Source organism: Colwellia sp. RSH04 (genome assembly GCF_003545765.1).
Lineage (GTDB): Bacteria > Pseudomonadota > Gammaproteobacteria > Enterobacterales > Alteromonadaceae > Colwellia.
Genome location: NZ_QXIO01000018.1, coordinates 1 through 23,459 on the forward strand (window position 1 = coordinate 1; position 23,459 = coordinate 23,459).

The 23,459-nt window shown below is 36.7% G+C and carries 20 protein-coding genes and 1 pseudogene; 17 read left to right on the forward strand and 4 right to left on the reverse strand.

Going from position 1 to position 23,459, the window contains the following annotated elements; translation table 11 throughout:
* Positions 1-246: 246 nt before the first annotated feature.
* The 8 genes from D1094_RS17700 (at position 247) to D1094_RS17740 (ending at position 5,008) form a co-directional block, all read left to right on the forward strand.
* The gene (locus D1094_RS17700; RefSeq protein ID WP_118961434.1) at positions 247-849 is read left to right on the forward strand and encodes a methyltransferase domain-containing protein; all 603 of its coding nucleotides are present in this window, start codon (positions 247-249) and stop codon (positions 847-849) included.
* 178 nt (positions 850-1,027) lie between these two features.
* Positions 1,028-1,309, forward strand: coding sequence for a type II toxin-antitoxin system Phd/YefM family antitoxin (locus D1094_RS17705; RefSeq protein ID WP_118961435.1), 282 nt, complete (start codon positions 1,028-1,030; stop codon positions 1,307-1,309).
* Positions 1,306-1,599 carry a type II toxin-antitoxin system RelE/ParE family toxin gene (locus D1094_RS17710; RefSeq protein WP_118961436.1) on the forward strand — a complete coding sequence of 98 codons (294 nt, stop codon included), beginning with the start codon at positions 1,306-1,308 and terminating at the stop codon, positions 1,597-1,599. The genes D1094_RS17705 and D1094_RS17710 overlap by 4 nt, the downstream gene beginning before the upstream one ends.
* Before the next feature lie 569 nt (positions 1,600-2,168).
* Positions 2,169-2,675 carry a 2-amino-4-hydroxy-6-hydroxymethyldihydropteridine diphosphokinase gene (folK, locus tag D1094_RS17720; protein WP_118961438.1) on the forward strand — a complete coding sequence of 169 codons (507 nt, stop codon included), beginning with the start codon at positions 2,169-2,171 and terminating at the stop codon, positions 2,673-2,675.
* Between the two features lie 159 nt (positions 2,676-2,834).
* On the forward strand, positions 2,835-3,209 hold the full coding sequence (gene folX, locus D1094_RS17725; protein WP_118961439.1) for a dihydroneopterin triphosphate 2'-epimerase: 375 nt from the start codon (positions 2,835-2,837) through the stop codon (positions 3,207-3,209).
* Positions 3,209-3,847: a GTP cyclohydrolase I FolE gene (folE, locus tag D1094_RS17730; protein WP_118961440.1), complete on the forward strand. Its 639-nt coding sequence runs from the start codon at positions 3,209-3,211 to the stop codon at positions 3,845-3,847. Before folX ends, folE begins: the two co-directional genes overlap by 1 nt.
* Positions 3,844-4,569, forward strand: a complete 726-nt coding sequence (gene folM / locus D1094_RS17735) for a dihydromonapterin reductase (RefSeq protein ID WP_118961441.1) — start codon at positions 3,844-3,846, stop codon at positions 4,567-4,569. The genes folE and folM overlap by 4 nt, the downstream gene beginning before the upstream one ends.
* Positions 4,570-4,666: 97 nt before the next feature.
* On the forward strand, positions 4,667-5,008 hold the full coding sequence (locus tag D1094_RS17740) for a zinc ribbon domain-containing protein YjdM (RefSeq protein ID WP_118961442.1): 342 nt from the start codon (positions 4,667-4,669) through the stop codon (positions 5,006-5,008).
* A gap of 17 nt (positions 5,009-5,025) precedes the next feature.
* Here the strand turns inward: D1094_RS17740 and D1094_RS17745 are convergent, their stop codons facing one another.
* Positions 5,026-5,808: a MipA/OmpV family protein gene (locus D1094_RS17745; protein WP_182440239.1), complete on the reverse strand. Its 783-nt coding sequence runs from the start codon at positions 5,806-5,808 to the stop codon at positions 5,026-5,028.
* Between the two features lie 611 nt (positions 5,809-6,419).
* Between D1094_RS17745 and D1094_RS17755 the strand changes: the two genes are divergently transcribed.
* The 6 genes from D1094_RS17755 to D1094_RS17780 all read left to right on the forward strand — a co-directional run bounded on the left by D1094_RS17755 (position 6,420) and on the right by D1094_RS17780 (position 15,590).
* Entirely contained in the window at positions 6,420-9,023 is a 2,604-nt protein-coding gene (locus D1094_RS17755; RefSeq protein WP_118961444.1) for a TonB-dependent receptor, read from the forward strand.
* 269 nt (positions 9,024-9,292) lie between these two features.
* Positions 9,293-10,348 carry a helix-turn-helix domain-containing protein gene (locus tag D1094_RS17760; protein WP_118961445.1) on the forward strand — a complete coding sequence of 352 codons (1,056 nt, stop codon included), beginning with the start codon at positions 9,293-9,295 and terminating at the stop codon, positions 10,346-10,348.
* 153 nt (positions 10,349-10,501) lie between these two features.
* Positions 10,502-11,233, forward strand: coding sequence for a c-type cytochrome (locus D1094_RS17765; RefSeq protein ID WP_118961446.1), 732 nt, complete (start codon positions 10,502-10,504; stop codon positions 11,231-11,233).
* Between the two features lie 9 nt (positions 11,234-11,242).
* Complete coding sequence (locus tag D1094_RS17770) at positions 11,243-12,457, forward strand: cytochrome-c peroxidase (protein ID WP_220452572.1); 1,215 nt, start codon at positions 11,243-11,245, stop codon at positions 12,455-12,457.
* A gap of 66 nt (positions 12,458-12,523) precedes the next feature.
* On the forward strand, positions 12,524-14,044 hold the full coding sequence (locus tag D1094_RS17775) for a parallel beta-helix domain-containing protein (protein ID WP_118961447.1): 1,521 nt from the start codon (positions 12,524-12,526) through the stop codon (positions 14,042-14,044).
* 106 nt (positions 14,045-14,150) lie between these two features.
* The gene (locus D1094_RS17780) at positions 14,151-15,590 is read left to right on the forward strand and encodes a coniferyl aldehyde dehydrogenase (RefSeq protein ID WP_118961448.1); all 1,440 of its coding nucleotides are present in this window, start codon (positions 14,151-14,153) and stop codon (positions 15,588-15,590) included.
* Positions 15,591-15,663: 73 nt separating this feature from the next.
* On the opposite strand, the gene D1094_RS17785 is transcribed toward D1094_RS17780, so the two are convergent.
* Positions 15,664-16,122 carry a hypothetical protein gene (locus tag D1094_RS17785; RefSeq protein WP_118961449.1) on the reverse strand — a complete coding sequence of 153 codons (459 nt, stop codon included), beginning with the start codon at positions 16,120-16,122 and terminating at the stop codon, positions 15,664-15,666.
* A gap of 273 nt (positions 16,123-16,395) precedes the next feature.
* On the opposite strand from D1094_RS17785, the gene D1094_RS17790 reads away from it, so the two are divergent.
* Both D1094_RS17790 and D1094_RS17795 read left to right on the forward strand, forming a co-directional pair.
* A complete protein-coding gene (locus D1094_RS17790) occupies positions 16,396-16,938 on the forward strand; it encodes a hydrolase (protein WP_118961461.1) in 543 nt (180 codons plus the stop codon).
* A 135-nt stretch (positions 16,939-17,073) separates the two neighbouring features.
* Positions 17,074-20,982 carry a response regulator gene (locus D1094_RS17795; RefSeq protein WP_118961450.1) on the forward strand — a complete coding sequence of 1,303 codons (3,909 nt, stop codon included), beginning with the start codon at positions 17,074-17,076 and terminating at the stop codon, positions 20,980-20,982.
* Positions 20,983-21,152: 170 nt separating this feature from the next.
* Here the strand turns inward: D1094_RS17795 and D1094_RS17800 are convergent, their stop codons facing one another.
* Positions 21,153-22,424, reverse strand: coding sequence for an O-acetylhomoserine aminocarboxypropyltransferase/cysteine synthase family protein (locus D1094_RS17800; RefSeq protein WP_118961451.1), 1,272 nt, complete (start codon positions 22,422-22,424; stop codon positions 21,153-21,155).
* A 67-nt stretch (positions 22,425-22,491) separates the two neighbouring features.
* Positions 22,492-22,755, reverse strand: a pseudogene (locus D1094_RS19035) (hypothetical protein).
* Positions 22,756-22,919: 164 nt separating this feature from the next.
* Between D1094_RS19035 and D1094_RS17810 the strand changes: the two are divergent.
* The gene (locus tag D1094_RS17810; protein WP_118961452.1) at positions 22,920-23,450 is read left to right on the forward strand and encodes a redoxin domain-containing protein; all 531 of its coding nucleotides are present in this window, start codon (positions 22,920-22,922) and stop codon (positions 23,448-23,450) included.
* Positions 23,451-23,459 lie beyond the last annotated feature (9 nt).

Sequence of the window (23,459 nt, forward strand, 5' to 3'; positions counted from 1 at the left end):
TCGCTTTCGTGTTTGGCTCAAAAATCACGGTTTGGTTAGTCGTGTTGCTGGGTATTTTTTGCTTCTACGGTTGGGCTTCCAAATCTTAAAAGTGCTTGTTTTCGTTGGTAGTTTTCCGCTACCATCAAATAACAAGAGAATTCAAATCGGACACGTAACAGTTGGCCATCGCTTCGCGATTATAGCCAATGTTACTTTGCCGTTTAATATAAACGTTAGATTTTGGCTGCTAATTGGAGATAGGGAATGTCTACGATAGAAATCTCAAACTATTATGACTCGACTGAGAATAGTGCTACTCGAGAAGATTTAATTTTTGCTCTTGATGAAGTAAAAGGAAGCAAGACTGCTATCGATTGTGGCTGTGGGGCTGGATCTGATATAGCTTATTTACGCAGTAAAGATTTTACTGTTTATGCCTTTGATATCGAGAAAGAATCTATTTCTAGATGTAGTGAACGTTTCAAAGATGATGACAATGTCCTTCTATCAACTGATAGTTTTAGTACATTCAATTATCCTGATGCATCACTGGTTGTCGCCGATGCCAGTCTATTCTTCTGTTTTGAAAAGGACTTTGAATCAGTCTGGGAAAAAATAACTAATTCTTTGATAAAAGATGGAATTTTTTGTGGTTCATTTTTAGGCCCTAAAGACACTATGGCTGGGCCTGACTATGATAAAGAAGCCTTTTGGTCAGATACCCTAGTTATGAATGAAGCTAAAATTAGAGAAAAATTAAAAAGCTATGAAATATTAAAGTGGAGTGAGCACGACCTATCGGGGGAAACTTCAGATGGAAAACCACATCATTGGCATATATTTTCCCTAGTAGCGAGAAAAATCTAACAAGCGCCTGCAATCTGACCTCCGGCCACTGTCACCTTTTTTGCGGTGGATCTGCAAAAAAGGCGCCATTGGCCTCCGGCAGTTGAGGCGGGCGTTATAACTCAAATTCAAAACCTTGTACTCACTGATATTTTTAACTATACTTTGTACCAAATAAAGTACAATTAAAGGTATCGTTATGAGTCGACTTCATTTTGATCAAGATATTCAACCGCTTTCAGACTTTAGAGCTGGAGCTGCATCATTTATTCGTCAAGTTAATGAAACTAGAAGGCCTATAGTAATCACTCAAAGAGGTAAAGGCGTTGCAGTTGTCTTAGATGTTGCTGAATATGAATCTATGCAAGAGAAAATAGAGTTACTTGAAGAAGTACAAAAAGCAGAAGCTCAACTTTCTGCAGGATTAGGTGTTTCTAACTCTGATGCTCGAGCGCAAGTTTTAAAGAGTATTAAACCTTGAAGGTAGTTTGGTCTCCATTAGCAATTGAAAAATTAGAAGCAATAGCTAAATTTATAGCTCTTGATAAGTCAACTGCGGCAGAAAATTGGGTTAATGATATTTTCGACCGAGTAGAATTATTAGGCTCTCAACCCGAATCAGGTCGGCAGGTTCCTGAGTTATTAGGCACAAGCTATCGCGAAGTTATATTTGGCAATTATAGGATTATCTATAAAGTTGGGAATGAAATTAAAATACTAACTTTACGTAATTGCCGTCAATTGCTCAGTATGGATGATCTTGAGTTATAACAAGTCAATTCAGCAGGTCAAAAACAGCTGGTTTTTGCTCGTGCCTCGCTAATTTTAACCAGCTATTTTATTGCCTCTGATTGAGGCGTTAGGTTTCAGGGACGAATGCGGAATTACTCTTTAATAATTGCACTTATAATCACGCTTGGGTTAATCGCAGTATTATCCCTTCAAGGTTTTTGGGTATATAGCTATTATGCAAATCCCGAACATTCTCTCAGACATGAAGCTTTAATTTTAGTGGCTTACTTTTCATTTTACTCTTTACCTTTTTCTATGTTAGGTGCTTATCTTGGTAAGCAATTAATTGCAACTTATTCAAAAGTCGGTAAAGTCCAAACGGCACTTTCCATAGTTTGCTAGACAGCACATGAGTTACTTTGAAACTTAATAAACAATTAGCGAACAAAGAGTAGCGTTACTCTCAATTTTAATCGCTGTATTGACCTTTAATCGAAATTACCTTGTTAATTAATTGCTCATTATGAGAGTATTCAACTTTGCAAGGTTAACTAAGTAAAGGTTGGTGGTTAACCTTGGTTTATCCTCTTTAATAGTAAGGTTTTTGAGTGCATAGAGTCTATGTTAGTCTTGGTAGTAATATAAATCGTTTTCAGCATATTGGAGCGGCATTAGATGCGCTTGATGAGCGTTTTTCTCCGTTGACTATTTCCAAAGTTTATGATTGCCAGCCCATCGGTTTTATTGGTGATAATTTTCTAAACTTAGTGGTTGGTTTTGATAGTCAGTTATCTGTTGGTGAAATCATGAATGTATTGCACGAGATAGAAGATAACAATAATCGTCAACGTACAGGTCCTAAATTTGGCGCTAGAACCCTAGACATTGATATTTTACTTTACGATAACCTAGTAGGTGTTATTGATGGTGTAACCTTACCTCGCGGTGAAATTATTGAGAATGCTTTTGTATTATTACCGTTAACCGATATTGCGGGTGATAAAATACATCCTGAACTCAACGTTACCTATAACAGCCTTTGGCAATCGTATAATCAGACAAGTCAGCACTTATCAGAGATAGAGTTTATTTGGCAAAAGAGAAAAATATCTTAAAAAATAGAGATAGATTTACCCAAATATTATATGCCCCAAGTACATTACGTTAAATTAAGTTGTTGGATTCAGAAAAGGTTAATGAAAAGCACTGATCCCTGAGTTGTCTTTCAACGTATATACTTAATTATAAAAATACACTAAGAATAGGTCCAATTTATGAGCCATAACGCCATTATAACCATCACCAATTTACGCTTAAGAACATATATCGGTTTTAATGAAGAAGAAAAAAGTAAACAGCAAGATATTGTTATAAACGCAGAAGTACATTATCCCGTCAATAAAATGTGCTTACGTGATGATGTTGATAATGCTTTGAATTACAAAACCATCTGCAAAGATATAATCAACGTTGTTGAAAACGGGAGATTCTTATTGCTAGAGAAGTTAACCAGTGATGTGTTAGCAGTATGTATTGATCATCCTTGGGTGAGCTTTGCAAAAGTGAGAATTGATAAACCACATGCGTTAAGGTTTGCCGATTCTGTATCGTTAACGTTAAGTTATCAAGCAAATGCTGGAGAAGAATAATGATATCTACTGAAGCAAAGTTAGTACGTGATACGCTAATTGAAAAGGGGCTTGAAACCCCTATGTTGCCTAGTAATACCACGTCAGAAGAGAAATATAGCCGAATAAAAGGCTTACTTACTGAGGTAGTCAGTACCTTAGGTCTTGATCTTAATGATGACAGTTTAGCGGAAACGCCTCACCGTATCGCTAAAATGTATGTTAATGAGATTTTTTCTGGCTTGAGTTATGATAATTTTCCTTCGATTACTGCCATTGAAAACAAAATGGCCGTGGATGAAATGGTTAAAGTTTCAGATATTGATTTAACCTCTACTTGTGAACATCACTTCATTACGATTGATGGCTTAGCGAAAGTGGCTTATATTCCCAATGAAAAAATATTAGGGTTATCGAAAATTAATCGTATTGTACGTTTTTTTGCACAGCGACCTCAGGTACAAGAGCGATTAACTCAGCAAATATTAGTGGCTATTCAAGCACTAACAGAAACTGATAACGTTGCTGTTTCTATCAATGCAACGCATTACTGTGTGAAATCAAGAGGTATTATGGATGCTAACTCAACTACTTCTACAACAGCATTAGGCGGTATTTTTAAAACGAACCCTCAAACACGTGCGGAGTTTTTAATGTGACTAAGGTGGTTTTAATTACTGGGGTCGGCAAGCGATTAGGTAATGAACTTGCTTGTCATATGTTAGCGCAAGGTTATCAGGTTCTTGGTACTTATCGTACATATTATCATTCACTTGAAAATTTAACGGCACAAGGTGCTGATTTAGTGCAAGTAGATTTTTATCAGCAAGCACAGGTTGATAGTTTTATTGAGTACATTTTAAAAGAATACCAAAGCCTTAGAGCCATTATTCATAACGCTTCTGATTGGTTACCAGATAATCATCAGCAACTGTCGCAACAACTTAATGCGGCAGATATTTTAAATAAAATGATGAATATACATGTCAACATACCTTATCAAATTAACTTGGCATGTCAGGGAGTGTTAAATAATGTTGAAGGTAACTTTGCCGACATTATTCATTTAAGTGATTACGTTGCAGAAAAAGGTAGTAAAAAACATATTGCTTATGCGGCAAGTAAAGCAGCAATGAACAGTTTAAGCCAATCTTTTGCCGCCTTACTCGCACCTAAAGTGAAGGTTAACTCTATTTCTCCTGCGCTGATTAAATTTAATGAAGATGATGATGAGGCTTATAAACAAAAAGCGTATGCTAAGGCGCTTATTCCAAGAGAAGCTGGTTTTGCTGAAATTATTAACGCCATAGATTTTATTTTAGCGAGTGAGTTTATGACCGGCCGTAATCTACAAATTGATGGTGGTAGACACTTAAAGTAAATATCGGCTTAAATGAACAAGTCAGTGCTAATTTATTGGGAAGCCTTGTTTTGCTTTGATAAAATAGCGTTTACTTCCTTTTTTAAGAGAGCTATTTATGAGTGAATCGTTACCACCTTGTCCAAGTTGCCAATCTGAATATGTTTATCAGGATCAGTCGTTACTTATTTGTCCTGAATGCAGTTATGAATGGGATCCGTTAGAAATCGATGCAGACAACGATATTGTTGTAAAAGATGCTAACGGTACTTTGCTTAATGATGGCGACAAAGTTACTGTGGTAAAAGATTTAAAAATTAAAGCCAGTTCGCAGGTGATAAAAATAGGTACAAAGGCTGTAATTAGACGGGTTTTAGATAAAAAAGATCACCAACTAGATTGCAAAGTTGATGGTGTTGGCGAAATGATGGTAACAGCTAAGTTTGTTAAAAAAGCCTGAATCAGCATTAATAACATTTAAAAATACTTACTAAACAAAAAGCGTACACCAAAATTGGTATCATCTTCTACTAGTGGGCTATTGCTAATAGCTGAGTCATACCATGTATAGTCTAAAGCAAGTTGTGTGAAACCTTCGAAAAATATTGGCGTAGCAATAGAGAAACCAATAGAGGTATTTATTGCCGAATCGCCTTTAAAGGCATAAGTTAATTCATTGGTTTCTGAGGCTTTTACGCCATAATAATAGTCAACATGGTTACTGTCTAAATAGCTAACTGATAGCCTAGGTTCAAAAAATAGAGGGCCTTGCCTTAATACTTTGCCAATACTGAATTTAGCCTCATAGCCATTTGAATTATTTAACACATCGAACATACTCGATGCCGATACTTTCCAATCTTTACGCTCGTAAGTTAGACCAAAACCAGCATCCATTGAAAACTTTCTTTTGTCCATATTCTTAAAGATATAACTATCTGACTCATCAAACCCTTGAAACCTTGGCGCAGCTTGAATAGTGACCTCTATATCTGAAAACTCTAATGCGTCGTAACTGATGAAAGGGCCTAAAATGCGAAAGTTATCAGTACGATACCCTAAAATAGGCAAAGGGATAACACGATAGTCATAGCCTTTGTAAATCTCTTGGTTAAGACCTATCCCTAGGCCGTATAAAAAACCTTTAGGCTCTATTCTTTCTCTCGCTTCGCCTCTATTTTCTTGTGCGGCTATTGTAATGAACGATGAAGATAAACATAACGCAGTGAAGCATATTGTGGTTAGGAGAGAACGTTTCATTGATATCCTTAAATATTCTATAAAAAGAGGTATACGTAGGTAAGCTTATTAAAGATCAAAAGCGTATGGTGCCGTTGCATTGTTTTATAGCATGTATATTACTTTAACGTTAAATACTTAATAAAACTAATTGCTATATATAAACAGTAATGTGATTTTAATCAAAAAAGAGGAACGTTTTGGCTTTTTAACTGGCTGCAATAAATATGAGATACTTGAGAATAAATGTGATGGTTGTTATCGCAGATTTAAGCAAATAAAGCATGCTTTAAGCGAAAAATATATGAGTTATTCTGTTGGTTTTGATGACAAAAAAGCGTATAAAATTTGTTAGCACTCTAAAATGTTAATTAATTTTAGAAAAAGTGTTTACATCAGAAGTTCTTTTATTATCTATTGCCTAGCGTGTTTTTTAATAAATCACTCAGTGGGTTTTCATAATTCGTCAATGTTTTTTTAATTATCGTTAAGCTTTTGCCAACATAGCACCATATAGTAATGATTAAAAATAAAGCGTTGTAAACCTAAAGCGCTGTACATAATAAACGGCATTATTAAGTGCCTACCAACATAAAATAATTACAATAAGTTAACGTTCCGGGGAGAACAGAATGTCACAAGACGCTACTCATCAGTACACCCTTCAAACGAAAAAAAGAAATAAAATAACTCAAGCTATTATTTCATCATTACTCATTATGCCAGCCTTTGTTGGTGCAGCAGAACAAGCCGAAGCACAAGTAGATGAAGCAGAGATAGAAGTAGTTACGGTGACTTCTCAAAAGCGAACACAGAATATTTTAAAGGTTCCTATTACGGTTGGTAGCGTTTCAGCAGATACCATTGAAGAGACAAGTTCTATTTTATTAAGCGATATTGATAAATTTATACCTGGCTTTAATTATGGTGACGGTAGTATGACTCAATCAGGCGTGAGTATGCGCGGAGTATCAAGTCCAAATATTAGCGTAGGGGGAGACCCTTCTTCAGCGACCTTTTACGATGATGTTTATATGCCTCGAGCTGCGCAAAATGTCATTTTTTCAGATATGGCACGTGTTGAAGTATTAAAAGGTCCTCAAGGCACGTTATTTGGTCGAAATGCAGCGATGGGGGTAGTGAATATGGTACCGAATGCCCCAACATCTGATTTTGAAGGTTTCATTAAAGCAACGCTTGGCACTGATAATCTTCAACGCTACGAGGGAATGGTTAATGCCCCATTAACAAATAATGTTTATTTACGTGGTAACTTTTTAACTAATAATCAAGATGGTTTTGTAAATAATGTAGATGATTCATCTTGGAATGAAGAGTTTAAGTCGTGGGAGCTGGGGGAGCGATCTCATAATGCGGCAAGAGTATCACTTTTATGGGATGTTAGTGCTAAAACTAGTTTTCAATTGGCTTATGATTGGGATGATTTAGGGCAAGCCCCCCCTATGGGTATCGGTATTAGTGAATATGCCTATGAAGGTGGTAAGCAATATATGGGGTCTACCGTTGAAAACGATGTTCGTAACGGAGTGGAATCGCGTGATATGTATGGCGTTACGGGTAAGTTGACCCATGAGTTTAATGATGAATGGTCAATGAAGTACGTATTAAGTTATCGCGATTGGCAAACAATAAACCGTCAAGAAGAAGATGGCACCAGTGATCATACCCGTTATTTTGATACCTCCAATAATGAAGATTCTAATATTCTATATACTGAATTACAGCTTAACTATGTGAGTAACAAAGTGAATGCAGTGGCTGGTTTTTCCTATTCTAAAGAAGATGTTAGTCAAACCACTGAACTGAATTTAACTACTGATACTTATGCGCGTTTAGTGACTGGTGATTTAAACGAGCAAATACATGCTTTAACAGGCGGTATGGTTCCACCAATGGAGCACATGTGGGATGCTAACGAATGGTCTGATACGTTAAATATGTTAGGTTTGGGTGATGCGATAATGTCTGCAATTGGCATGGATGGGGTGCCACTCTCAGCTGATGTTGTTAGCGCTACAGGCAACTTAACTTACGATATAGTGTCTACACAACTACCTGCTATGGCTAATCCAGGCGTACCTCCTGAATACTTACCTTCTTATATTCCTGAATTGTTTGGTCCTGAATATGGCGGTGCTTTTTATCAAGAAACGGTGAATAACACGGGTGATTTTACCAATTGGGGTATTTTTGCTGATGTAGATTATGCCATCACTGATAAGTGGAACGTAATTGCGGGTCTTCGATATTCAAACGATGACAAAACGTTTACATGGCACACGCCAGTGAATAATTTTGCGACAGTACCAGTCAATAGTGTTATTGCAATGCAGGGCGGTGAGCAAATCCCATTAACCAATGTGTTATTTGATGCGGTTAACTATAACGCATCAGATTCTTGGGATAAAATAACTGGTCGTTTAGTGACGAGTTATCAAGTCACCGACGACGATATGTTTTTTGCCTCCTACTCAACAGGTTATAAGTCAGGTGGTTATGATTCTTTAGGTGCAACCGATGATGGCGTGCCTACGGCTTTTGCTCCTGAAGATACCACCAACTTTGAAGTAGGTTACAAAGGTATTTGGGGTAAGCAAGTTGTTGCAAATATTAGTGCATATTACTTAACGTTAGAAAACTTGCAAAAAAGTGTTTCTTCAAAAAGGCCTGATGATCCCGCCGCTATTCCGCTTATTATCAGTATTGATAAAGACATTGCCGGTGCTGAATTTGATTTAAGATGGATGGCAACTGAGAGTATTACCTTTGGTTTCGTTTCTGAAGTGCGTTCAACGGATACCAAAACCCCATCATATTATAACGGGCAAGGTGATTTAATTGCTGCTGAATCTCGTTCAGATGATGCCAGTTTTAATTATACTTTAACCTTTGATTGGATGCCTGATTTTGGCGTTGGTACGACAAACTTACATGTAGATTATGTTTATATTGATAATATAAACGATGAAGAACCTGGTATAGAAGACTATAAATTAGCCGTTCCTGAGTACTTTCTTGACACGAAGAGCCTCAATGCCAGATTATCATGGGCCACTGACAGTGATAAGTTAAAAATTGGTTTATGGGGCAAAAACTTACTTGATGAAAAACATGTTGTTGGTTTTGGTGATTTAACCGCTGATATTTTAGGAACGCCTCTAGTACGAATAAATCGTGGTATTGAAGTTGGTGTTGATGTGAAGTATTCGTTCTAGGTTTTCACTGACTTTAATCTTAGCTCTTTAGTAAACATCAGCTCGAGCTGAGGTTAGTTAGAGTTAACACAGTGATTGCTCTATTTTAAAGAACCAACAAGCCCAAGGTTATGTTGGTTCTTTACTTTTATCAGGTGTAATATCAATTAAAATCATGAATTATTCAGGTTATTGAACAATAAATTAATTCACTTGGTATAACTTGGAATCCGTATAGTTTTATGTTTTTATAGTTCTTTATTTTGACATCCGACACACAATGTATCTTCATGGCTGAATTCTTTTCTCACTTTGCCTTAGCGCAAATAGTAATGTGTGCATTACTACTCTTTCCTCTTAGAAAGCAAAACCCTTCGATAAAATTATTTATTTTACTGATGCTTTGTAGTTGCGGTTATTTACTTAGTTCATTAATTCAGCCTGAATCTTCTACAGTGCTAGCCTGGTTCTTACAGGTTACACTTAATGCGTTGCCGGGTGTGTTTTGGTTGGTTAGTTTGAGTGTATTTGGCGACCATTCTATTTTACAACGTTGGCAATATGTTGTTGCGTCATTAACAATGGTGGTGCCATTAACTACCTCACTCATTGAAATGATTTTTGCTTTCTCGTTACAAGACTATGTTGCCATTTATGGTCTGGTTAAATACGGTATGTTGTTGTTAGAGCTAGTGTTAATTTCGCATGCTTTGATCATATCATTTAAACATTGGCGCGATGATTTGGTACAAGAAAGACGATATATCCGTGGCGGTGTTATCACTATTTCTGCGTTGTACATTATTGCTGTTATTGTACTTGAGCAATTATTACATGTTGAGTGGGCTGGTCTGAATATCGTGATTAACTTTTTACTTGCCGCTTTAGTTACTGCGATTAACTTTTTGTTATTTCAATTAAAAGAATCAAGCTTATTTGAAACAGTTAACGTGAGTATCACTGAAGAAATTAAGTCTGCTGAATCACCAAAGCAATCTAAAGAGCTAATCAAAGTGGTTGAATCAATGGAGCAAGGTAAGCTTTATCAGCAAGACGGTTTAACTATTTCGGGGTTAGCGAAACACCTTGGAATACACGAATACAAATTACGAAACTTAATTAATGGTGAGCTTAATTATCGTAACTTTAATGACTTCCTTAACTACTATCGAATCAAGGAAGTGACTGAGAGTTTATCTTCTGCTGACTTTAACCACCTACCTGTACTGACCTTAGCTTTAGAAAGTGGCTTTAGAAGCCTTAGTTCATTTAATAAAGCGTTTAAAAATACCCATGGTATTACGCCTACAGCATATCGAAAGAGGAATAAATCCGATTTGAGTTAGTCTCTAATGTTATGAATTTTAAGTGTTTATTTTTATTTTTTAGATAATCAATTAGGCTGTTTTAGAATTCGTCAGACTTTTTTTAGAATACGTCAGCTATTTTATTCTTAGCTACTTATAGTGAAGTCATTGTTTATTTAACTGTGCTTTTATATGAGTGTTAATCGTTGCTATCACGTTGTTCCCGACAAAGTTATTTTTTTTGAAACAGTGAAAATTAAAGCAGGCATGTTTTTTTCTATTACGTTACTCAATAAAGTGTTGGGTATTTTGCTGTTTATTTTAGCGCTTGTTTTAGCGTTTAGTTTTTCAGTACAGGCTAACGAGAAGTTAAATGTAAAAATGCCAGCAGTGTATCAGCAATGTGTTTCATGTCATGGTGATGTTGGTCAGGGTAATAACCTGTTAAATGCGCCGGTACTTGCTGGATTGTCCAAAGCATATCTTACTCGTCAATTGGCGAACTTTAAATCAGGGCTACGGGGTAGCCATGCACAAGATACCTTTGGCAACCAAATGCAGCCTTTTGCAAAAGCACTCGATTTAAACAAGGATGTTCCTCTATTGGTCGCCTATTTAGCTGATTTACCAACCGTAGACATTAAGCAAGCGGCTAAGGGTAACTTAAAAAATGGTAGTCGATATTACCAAGGAAAATGTGGTGCTTGTCATGGTGGTGTTGCTCAAGGGAATGAAGCAATGAAAGCGCCTAAATTAGCGCATCAACATACTGAGTATTTACGCAGACAAATGAAAAACTTTACTACGGGTTTACGTGGTAATCATGCAAACGATAAGTATGGTCGTCAAATGGCGATGATGGCTAAAACCACTTCAGGCAAAGAGCTTGAAGATATTCTTTACTTTATAGCAATGCAAAAGTAAGGAGTTAAGATGAAAGTTTTTCGTTTTGCATTGGTATTTATTTTGGCTCTTTTTTTTGTTCATAACGATATTCTTGCACAAGGCGTTGATGCGATGAATGTTGAACAAGAAAGAACAACCTTTGTGCTTTCAGATAGATGCCCTCCAAGCTTTGAGCTGACCGATGACGGGGTTTGTCGTTTATTAACTCAGTATCAGTTTTATAATTCGGTGCAAAATAAAGGTTTAGGTGGAACGCAAACAAACCTTCCACCCCACAGAGATGGTTTTACTCCCGCGCAAATTGATTTAGGTCGCTATTTGTTTTTTGATCCTTTGTTATCTGGTGATGGCACAATTTCATGTGCGAGTTGTCATCAACCTGATAAAGGTTTTAGTGATGATTTAGACAGAAGTATCGGTATAACGGGAGAAAAAGTTGCTCGCTCTGCACCTACATTATGGAATGTTGCTTTTGTTGATAAGTTTTTTTGGGATGTGCGGGCTAAAACGTTAGAAGAGCAAGCTCAAGGCCCTTTATTTGATGCGCTTGAAATGGGGAATACTCCAGAAAATTTGCTATCAACCCTGCAAAATAATAACTATTACGTGGCGATGTTTTCGCAAGCTTTTCCGCAAGCTATTGAACAAGATAATAATATCGCATTATCGCAAGTTTATACTGCGTTAACGGCATTTCAGACATCGTTAATATCATTAAATAGCCGTTACGATCGATATGCTCATGGTTATCATCAAGCACTCACTAAGCGTGAAATTGCCGGGCTTAATGTTTTTCGCTCTTTTGTTGCTCGTTGTGCTGAGTGTCATCAGCCACCACTCTTTACCAATAACCAAATTGCAGTTATCGGCACACCAGAGCCAGAAGGAAGAGCGTTAGATATTGGCGCAGAAAAGACTTATAACGCGCCCAAGTTACGTGGGGCATTTAAAGTACCCACATTAAGAAATATTACAAAGTCAGCACCTTATATGCATTCTGGACGATACGATAATTTACTCGATACGGTCAAATTTTATAACGATGGTCGCGGAAATTCAGTGCCTGAAGGTGAGGAAATGTTACTGCATTGGCATATTTCAGAGCCAAATTTAACTGATGAAGAAATGGAGTTAATCGTTGAGTTCATGGGAACGTTAACTGATGAAAGTTTAACGCCTCAAATTCCTCGTAATGTTCCTTCAGGCTTAGCGGTAGTTGATGAAAAATATCAAAGCCCCTAAAACCTAAAACCTAAAAGAAAAATAAATAAAGTAAAAATACAATAAGAGCATAACGCGGAGAGTTATATGGTTTCTAAAAAAATAGTTGCAGTAGTAATGGTCGTCGGGGCTTTTGCCGCAGGAGCGTATTATGGCGGTAGTCAAAAAGCACCCGTTATTACTAATAGTTCCGCGGGAGCAAGCTATAGTGGCGGTTACGATAAATCAGCAGATAGCGATGCGAAAAAAAGCTCGAAAAAGTCTGCTGTAAAGCAAAGAACTGAAGTGGGTGAAACCCATGTGGTTAATGATGGTGAAACTATTATGGCGGCTGTTCAAGCTGCTAAGCCTGGCGATACGATTCAAGTGATGCCAGGAACCTATCATGAAACCGTTTACGTTGATAAAGATGATATTCGAATAATTGGCGTCATTAAAGAAGGTAAACGTGCAACACTTGATGGAAAAGGCGTGCTTAATGATGCTTTTTTATATTCAGGTAATAACTTTGTTGTAGAAAACTTTTTTATTACTAAATACAAAGGTAATGGGGTTATGGGGCAAGCGGGTAACAATTTTGAGATCCGCAATAATATTATTGAAGATACGGGGGTTTACGGTATTTTCCCACAGTTAGGTAAGAACGGTATTGTCGAATATAACGTGATTTCAGGGATTGAAGATGCTGCTATCTACGTTGGCATGAGTGATAATATTCACGTTGCTTACAATGATGTATTTGCCAATGTTGCCGGTATTGAAATTGAAAACTCTCGCCATGCCATTGTTGAAAACAATAATGTTTACAATAATACTGGCGGTATTTTAGCTTTTATTACGCCAGGCTTACCGATAAAAACGACTTACGACGTTATTATTCGAAATAACTTTATTTATAACAATAATCATAAAAACTTTGGTGCGCCAGGCTCTATGGTTGGAAGTATCCCCGCAGGCACTGGGATACTCATTATGGCTTCTGACGATGTGGTTGTTGAAGATAATATTATAACGGGTAATAAAACAACGGGTATTTTGATTACTGATCATGCCAATGCACCTGGTGTTACGATTGATCCTGAGTCAGATCCAAATCCAGATGGCGTTAAAATCTTAAATAACCTGATGTATAACAATGGTTATGACACCATTGATGAAGTGAAAGCTCTTATGCTGACTGAATTTAAACAAGGTGAACCCGATATTGTACGGGTAGGTGTAACGAATGATAGCTGTATTATCAATCGCCATCGTTATGTTAGTGTTGGGGTAAATGGCTGGGCTGAGTGTGAATTTACTAACACTGATGCTATTGATAGCTATTTGCTGGATGAACCAGTACCACCTCGTGTGATTGATCCGTCTGAACGCGGCAAAGTCGTTTATAACGGTGTTTGTGCAGGTTGTCATACTTATACTGGTCGCATGATTGGTCCGCCGGTGCAAATAATTCAAGCACTTTATATGGACAACCCTCAAGGTGTTGCGGATTTTATTGCTAGCCCAACGAAGAAACGTGACGACTACCCTGAAATGCCACCGCAAAACTATTTAGATGAGAAAACACGTCTGGCTGTTGCTGAGTATATGCTGGCACAAAAGAAATAATGTTCCTAGAAAGTACCTTGTAACTATTCAGGGTGCTTTCGCCTATTTAACCAATAGTCGGATTAATCACTTATTCATTCTTCAAATAATTATGCACGAGCGAAATATGACAACTGAAAACAGCATCATTGAACCGTATACTTCGGTGGCCGAGCTACAAGCCATTTTTGCTAGTCAGCGCTCAGCTTATAATAACAATAAGTATCCAGCCGTTAGTGAGCGAATTACTCAATTACAACACCTTAAAGCAACGGTAATGAGCAATCAAGAAGCACTAATCGCAGCAATTAGTAAAGATTTTGGTCATCGTTGTGCTGATGAAACTCGAATTTCTGAATTACTTACTTTTATAGAATCAGTTGACTCATCCATTAAGCACATTAAACGCTGGACAAAACCATCGGTGCGTAAGGTGGCTATTATCTTTCAACCTGCAAGCAATAAAGTGCTCTACCAACCACTTGGTGTGGTGGGTATTATGGTGCCATGGAATTACCCGTTAATATTGAGTTTAAGTCCACTGGTAACTGCACTCACTGCGGGTAATCGAGTTATGTTAAAGCTTTCTGAATATACACCGCACTTTAACCAGTGTTTGAAAAAGCTATTAAGCGAAGTATTTACCACAGAGCAAGTTGCAGTGACTACGGGAGAGAGCGATGTCTCAACAGCATTCTCTCAATTACCGTTTAATCACTTATTTTTTACCGGCTCCACAGGTGTTGGTAAGTTAGTGATGAAGGCAGCAGCGGCTAACTTAACACCTGTTACTTTAGAGTTAGGTGGAAAATCTCCTGTTATTATTACTGAGAATATTGATATTGATTTAGCTGCAGAGCGTATTTGTTTTGGTAAGTCTCTTAATGCTGGGCAAACCTGTGTTGCTCCTGATTATATTCTTTGTCCAGAACAAAAAAAGCATGAGTTTATTGAGGCATATAAAAATGCCTTTGCTCGCATGTACCCAACCATTAAGGACAACCCTGATTACTCAAGTATTATTAATGAAGGACAATTTCAACGCTTAAAAAAATTGATACAGGAAGCTGAAGCCTCAGGCGCGCTATGTACTTCGATTAACCCTGCAAATGAATGCTTTGAAAATACAAGGAAAATCCCCCCCATCATAATTGAGAATGCAAGTGATGAGTCAGGAGTATTAACACAGGAGTTATTTGGCCCACTACTGCCGATAGTGACCTACAAGACGTTAACACAAGCAATTGACTATATTAATGAGCGTCCAAGACCGCTTGCATTATATTTATTTAGTTTAAATTCGGCTGAACAACAACAAGTCTCTTATCAAACTCATTCTGGCGGTTTATGTATCAATAATACGATTACTCATTTAGCGCAAGGTGACTTACCTTTTGGTGGTATTGGTGATTCAGGTATGGGGCATTATCATGGATTTGAAGGTTTTCAGACTTTCTCTAAAGCGAAAGCGGTACATAAAATAGGTAAGCTAAATGGCGGAAAATTACTTTACCCGCCATACGGAAAGAGTATACACCGACTGTTTTATAAACTGTTCGTTGAGTAAACTGATTGTTAAATACGCTACATGTAGAGTCGCTGAGTTTCAGAAAATAACTCACATCGTAGCGTTATTGCCATTATGCTTTTTTACTTTTTGTACGGCTTTTATATAAAACTAGCGCGATTAAAAGAAATGCTAAGAAAAACAAACCAAAAGTTGAGCTGGCTTGATCATTTTCAACTTCTCCAGGCGTTAAAATATCTCGTCCATTGCCCGTAAGTTTGTAAACTTGGTAAAAACCATCGTTCACTTCAATGGCTTCAAGTGTTACTTTCTTGTTGAGTAACACTTGTGATTTGTTATCTTCACAATAATCACTTCTAAATTTAATTGATAAATTGTAAGTAAAATCTGAGTCTGTCAAACTCAAGGCCGCAGCACCTTTAGGCGGGCAGTGCAATTGATAAATAGTGCCTTCAATAGTTTCTACGTTGCTTAGCTCTTTATATGCTGTGGCGTGCATTGAACTTTTTATACCTAAAAAAGTAAAGAAGGCAGCGAGGACTAATAAAATAATGTTGGTTTGTTTACTCATAATAATTGTTAACTTGGTCTACTCAAAGACAAATAGGATTGCAAAGTGATAGTTGCAAGTTGAACATATCCAGCACTATTTCGTCTTGATATATATCACAAACCTTACTTTTACCTTTCATTTCTGAATTATTTGTCTTTATACATAGTTATTTGCTACACCTATAGGGTGATGCGAAAAGATCTAGCCATGAGTAAATCAACAAGCCCTAGGCTTTTAACTTTATTCTTTTTTAGATTATTATTTACATTGTTATTGATTTTAGGAAACAAAATGCTTCAAAAAGAAGATTGCGGTTTAATCATAGTAGATATTCAAGGGAAGCTCGCCAAAATAGTGCATAAGAGCGATAGCCTAGTTAACAATACTCGAAAACTTATTGAGTGCTGTCAATTATTATCTATGCCTATCATCTGGCTTGAACAAAATCCTAAAGGCTTAGGAGAAACGTTACCTGAGCTTACAGAGTTGCTTAGTCAATCTTCGAAAGTATATGAAAAATTTCATTTTAATGCACTATATGAAGCTGATATTGCTAAAGCGATCCAATATACAGGTAAACAACAATGGTTAGTTGCAGGGATTGAAGCGCATGTTTGCGTTTATCAAACTGTTATGGGCTTAATCGATGCGGGCTATGAGGCAGAAGTGATTATTGATTGTATCGCATCACGAGAGCTATCAAATATCGAAGTCGCCATTACTAAAATGCAGCACAAAGGTGCCAGTATTTCTAGTTTAGAAATGTGTATATTTGAGCTGGTAAAAAGTAATAAAGCTCAGGTGTTTAAGAATATTTTGTCTATAGTTAAGTAGTGGCCTTACTTAGTGAAAATACTTTTATCTAAAACTTTTGTTTTAAAAGGTTAATTCCTTGTTATTATTAGTAATATTTACTTAGATTCTCCAGTGTAATTGAAACACTAAATACATGAAGGTATAAAATATTAGATGTCAGACGTTAAAGCCTTACAACAAAAGATAACCCGAAGAAATAGATTAGCAATTGCGTTAATTGCGATAGTGGTTAGTTTTTCATTTTTAAGTTTGTTTGTCATATCTGAGCACCTTGATAAGGGGGCTAAATTAATAAACATTGCTGGCAGTCAACGAATGTTATCTCAAAAAATAGCATTTATAGCTCATCAATATTACTACAATACTGTAGAGCAAACTAAAGACTTAAACACACAGCAACGTTTACGAAAAACAGCAAACCTCTTTGCTAAAAATCAACAATATCTGGTTAATTTAACCTTAACCGACTCTAAGGAGTTACCTGAAGATATTCATGCCCTTTATTTTGATAGCCCTGTGAACTTGAATGAAAAAACACAAAAATATATTCAAGGAGCAATGAAACTAAGTGAAATTAGAAACACTTTAGAAGCAAGCAATATTATCCATGAACAGTTTAATGTGCATGATGTAAATGAGTTACTTAATGGTTTAGATTTAGTGGTAAGTCATATTGAAAACCATGTTAACAAGCGAGTGTTTTTTGTTCAAATCGTTAAAGCATGTTTATGGTTAGTGGTAATGATACTGTTGATTGTTATTAGTTTTTTCATATTTCGACCTTTGCAACGGGTTATTTATCAATACTCTAACGACCTTTCTTTAGCAAAAAAACAAAGTTCAGAGTTGAATTTAGCGATAAATAAGCATGCGATTGTTTATCGAATCAAAATGGATGACAAAAGTACTATTACCGATGTAAATCAAAAGTTTGTTGATTTTTACCGTTATAAAAAAGAAGAAATTGTAGGGCAAAGTGTATTTAACATTTGTAGTGATAGTTACAGTAACGAGTTTTATCAGAAAGTGTTTAATCAATGCCTTGCTAATGAGTATTGGCACGGTGAATCTATTAATAAGATTAAAGGCGGCAGAGAGTTATGGTTAACAACCACCATAGTGCCATTGATTGGTGAAAAAAATAAAGTTGATTCACTTATCATTATTCAAAATGATATTAGTGATATTAAGCAAACCGAATTTGCCCTTAATCAATTGCATCAAATTACCTCAAATGTTGAAACAAACTTAGAAGAAAAAATAAAAAGTATTTTACTCTTAGGTAAAAATATTTTTAACTTACCGCTAGCGCTAATTAGCGAAATTAATGAACAAGAATATAAGGTACTCTTTTGTCATACACCTAATGGTGAAATTAGTATAGGTGATGTTTTTGAACTTGGTAATACCTATTGTTATCATACGTTAAATGCTGACAAACCTATCGCATACCATCAAGCAGGTTTAAGTGATATTAAAGATCACCCCTGTTATCAAGGATTTGGACTAGAGAGTTATATAGGGGTGCCCATTGTTGTTGAAGGTAAACGTTTTGGTACTTTAAATTTTTCTGGCCCAGAAATATCACCAAAACCTTTTACAGCCCGTGAGTTAGAGTTAATTCAGTTAATTGCTCATTGGATCAGTTCTGAATTAACACGTGATAAACATCAAAGTAAATTACTTGCTCAGCAGTCATTGTTAGAACAAATGAGCCAACAAGCTCGAATTGGTGTATGGGAAATAGACTTTATTAATGATTCTATTTATTGGTCAAATATGACTAAAAAAATTCATGAAGTAGCCAATGACTACCAGCCCCAATTATCTACTTCTATCGACTTCTATAAAGAAGGGAAAAGCAGAGATACCATTCAACACTTAGTTAATCAATGCTTAGAAAAGGGCACACCATTTGAACAAGAATTACAGTTAGTAACAGCCAAAGGTAAAGACATTTGGGTTTCAGCTAGAGGTCGCTCTGAGTTTGTTAATGGACAATGTGCTAGATTGTTTGGCTCTTTTCAAGATATTACCGACAAAGTAACAACTCAACAAAAAATTTCACAGCATAGTCAACGAATGACGCTGGCAGCAGATTCAGCAGGTATCGGTATTTGGGAGTTAAACCTAATCACCCATGCATTAAAGTGGGATGATTGGATGTATAAACTTTATGGCGTTTCATCGGATGATTTTTCTGGTGCTTATGAAGCCTGGGAAAAAGCTTTACATCCTGACGATAAAGATAGAACAGAAGCAGAGCTTCAAAATGCGATTAAAGAAAATAGCCGATTTGATACTCAATATAGAATCGTGTGGCCAAACAAAGAAGTTAGGTATATTAAAGCGGCAGCTATTGTTAGTTATAACAATGAAGGGCTACCATTATCTGTTATAGGTGTGAACTATGATGTTACTGGCATTGTGGAAAATGAAATCGCGTTAACTAAAGCAAAAGAATTAGCAGAAATAGCGGTTACGGCTAAGAATGAGTTTTTTGCCAGCATGAGCCATGAAATAAGAACACCAATGAATGGTGTTATTGGTATGCTAGATTTAGTGAAAGACTCTCCTTTAAGTCAAGAGCAAGCACACCGTATAGGAATTGCACAGCAAAGTGCAAAATCATTACTTTCGTTAATTAATGATATTCTTGATTTTTCTAAAATTGATGCCAATAAACTTGAGCTAGAAAACGTGACTTTTAATTTGCGTTCAATGGTTGGCGCATTAGCTGAGGCTTTTGCTCAACAAGCGCAACAAAAAAATATCGAATTAATTGTTGATTTGGTTGATGTTGATGAATCCTTAATTAAAGGCGACTCTAATAGAATACGACAAATATTAACTAATTTAGTCGCAAACGCCATAAAGTTTACTAAACATGGCGAAGTTGTTATTCGATTACGCCAACAAGATTTTTCAGATGAGCAATGGCGTTTAGATGTTGAGGTAAGTGATACCGGTATTGGTATTTCAAAAACCAAACAATCGCGTTTATTTAAAGCTTTTAGTCAAGTTGATGCCTCAACAACCCGTGAATATGGCGGTACTGGTTTAGGCTTAGCAATAGTTAAAAAACTCTGTTTATGTATGCAGGGCGATGTGACATTAGAGAGTGATGAAGGAAAAGGGAGTACTTTCTCCTGTAATTTAATTGTCGATAAATCGTCTAAATCGTTATTATCTATGCCTGATAAAAGTCTTCACGGTAAGCGAGTGCTTATAGTAGAAAGCAATCACACAGGTGGAGAAGTGATAAACCGACAATTAAACCATTGGCGATTAGCGAGTCAATTAGTGACGACTGGTGAACAGGCTTTGTCTTTGATAAACCAGCAAAGTAAAGAAGAAAGCTTTGATTTAGTGTTAATTAACCAACAAGTGGAAGATGTAAACTATATTGACCTTATTCAAAGTATTAGAGCGAACAAGAATTATGCCACTATAAAAATTGTGCTAATGACCTTAATGGACAATCAAAATGAGTTGGCTAACAGTGATAAAATAGGTTTTGATAACTGCTTCCCTAAACCCGTGACTACCCTCGATTTACAACGTTCACTTAAAACGATATTAGATGAACAATTAACTATAGATACAAAGCCAGAAACGCCACAAAAAGTGAAAAAAACCTCAGGAGAAATGAAGTGCTGGGATGAAAACGTAAAACTATTGTTGGTGGAAGATAACCGTGTCAATCAAATGGTCGCGATGGGGGTTTTGAAGAACGTTGGCATTACTGATTGTGACATTGCTGTTAATGGTAAAGAGGCACTAGAAAAATTAAAGTCTAGCAGCGAAGAACACCCATACACCTTCGTGTTTATGGATTGTCAAATGCCAGAAATGGATGGCTATCAAGCAACAAAAGCAATTCGAGAAGGTGATGCAGGGACAAGGTTTATGAATATTCCAATTGTAGCGATGACTGCAAACGCTATGTTAGGTGATGAACAAAAATGTCTCGATGCGGGCATGAATGATTACTTAGTTAAGCCAATTAATAAAGCTCAGGTACTAGAAACGTTAGATATCTTTTTGAATAAGAGTAAGTAGCAATACTAGGGTGCGTTGAATGTTGTTGATATTTTGTGCAACGTGCTGTTTTTATCAATAATAAAGCGTTATAAGCGCAGCTTGGTTGTTTCAGTGTGTAATAAAAACAGCGTACATATCTCTTAACCTCAACTTGATGGGTTAAGAGATATGTACGCCGTTTGAAATTGTTAGACTTGTGCGAGTGCTTGTTCAATATCAGCAATAATATCGTCGATGTGTTCAATTCCAACTGATATACGTACTAAATCTTCGGAGACTCCCGCAGACTTCAGCTCTTGCGCATTTAACTGTCTGTGAGTTGTCGATGCAGGATGACAGGCTAATGACTTCGCATCACCAATGTTTACTAATCGTAGGATCATATTTAAGCCATCTATGAATTTTCCACCTGCGACAGTACCTCCTTTTATGCCAAAACTTAGAATACCTGAAGATTGTCCTTGTGTTATTTTTTGGCAAACTTGATGATAGGGACTATTTTCTAATGCGGCATAATTTACCCAGTTAACTTTGCTATGGCTTTGAAGGTATTTCGCGACTTTTAGTGCATTATCGCAATGCCTTTCCATGCGAAGGCACAATGTTTCTAACCCTTGCATAATAAGAAAAGCATTATGAGGTGAAATAGCGGCCCCCGTATTCCTTAGGGGGACAACACGACATCGCCCAATATAGGCTGCTGCACCTAGCGCTTCTGTGTAAATAACATCATGGTAGGACGGGTCAGGTTCATTAAGCATCGGGAAGCGTTGTTTATTGGCTACCCAATCGAATTTTCCTGAATCAACGATTATTCCGCCAATGCTGGTACCATGCCCGCCAATATATTTTGTTAGCGAGTGAATGACTATATCTGCGCCATGTTCAATGGGGCGACATAATACAGGGCTTGCAACAGTGTTATCTACAATTAAAGGAACACCATGCTTGTGGGCTATTTCAGCTAATTTAGCTATATCAATCACGTTGCCAGCAGGGTTACCAATAGACTCGCAAAATATTGCTTTAGTATTCTCATCAATCAAGGTGTCAAAGGTTGATAAGTCGTCACCCGAAGCAAACTTCACTTCAACACCTTGTTTTGGCAATGTGTGTGCAAATAGATTATAGGTACCACCGTAAAGTTGGCTGGTGCTGACAATATTATCCCCGACAGAAGTGATTGCTTGAATGGCATACGTGATAGCCGCCATGCCTGATGCTACCGCTAACCCAGCAATACCGCCTTCCATTTCAGAAACTCTTTGTTCTAATACGTCGGTAGTTGGATTCATTATTCTGGTATAAATATTACCAGGAACTTTTAAATCAAATAAGTCCGCACCGTGTTGAGTACTATCAAAGGTATATGACGTCGTTTGATAAATTGGCGTTGTAGCCGCCTTTGTTGTGGCTTCTGATTCATATCCGTGGTGTAAAGCGAGTGAGGCAAGTTTCATCGTATTTCCTTCATTAGAGTAAAGTAGCTGCCTTAACACTATATCAATGTTGATAAAAATAAAACTATTATGCAGCACTTGAGCATTTCTTATGTGAATGATGGGTTTTATTTTGAATATCAACTTTATTAGGGGCTGTTGATCTTTCGGGGTTGTTTTTGCAGCTTTTTGTTGGGTATTTGTACAAGGCAGAGCCTTTGTTATGTGGTTATTCCACATAAAAAGGCGATAACGCCGTAAAAATGACCAACAAACGCTGTCCGAAGGATTCGGCTAAAAGCATTTTACGCTTTGTTGAGTAGTATTTGCTTAGAATGACTAAGCTACACACTACTCGCTGCGAATAAAACGCTTTTAGCTCGTACAAAATTTAATCGCGAAAGATCAACAGACCCTAGGGAGTAGAAACAAATATCTAAATTATTAAGTGCAATATGATCTCTTTGCAGGTATTTTTCGTACTAGGGTTAAATTACCGTTAAAAAGAGAATTTCAATGAAAAATTTAATAACTAAGTTATGTGTAAGTGTCGTTTGTTTTATCAGTGTTACAGTTAATGCCACTGATTTAAAAGTAGGTGATATGGCACCTAATTTTAAACTACAAGCCACCACAGGTGATTACTATCAATTAAGTGATTATAAAGATAAACAAGCCATTGTATTAGCTTGGTATCCTATGGCGAATACTCGAGGTTGTACAATTGAATGTAAATCACTCGTAGAGCAAGGACATTTAATTAGAGAGTTTAACGTAAGTTATTTTATGGCAAGTGTTGATCCACTAGATGATAATCGTGATTTTGCCAAGAAAACTAACGCTGATTTTCCAATGCTAAGTGATCCGAGTAAAGAAGCTGCTAAAGCCTATGATGTTTTAAATACCTTTCGAGTTGCAAGTAGAGTAACTTTCTATATTGATAAATCAGGGCGAATAGTTAAAATTGATGATGATGTTAATCCTGCTACAGCTGCCCAAGATATTGCTAATCATTTAAAAGCGTTAGGCATTGAAAATAGGGATTAGGGCTTTTAA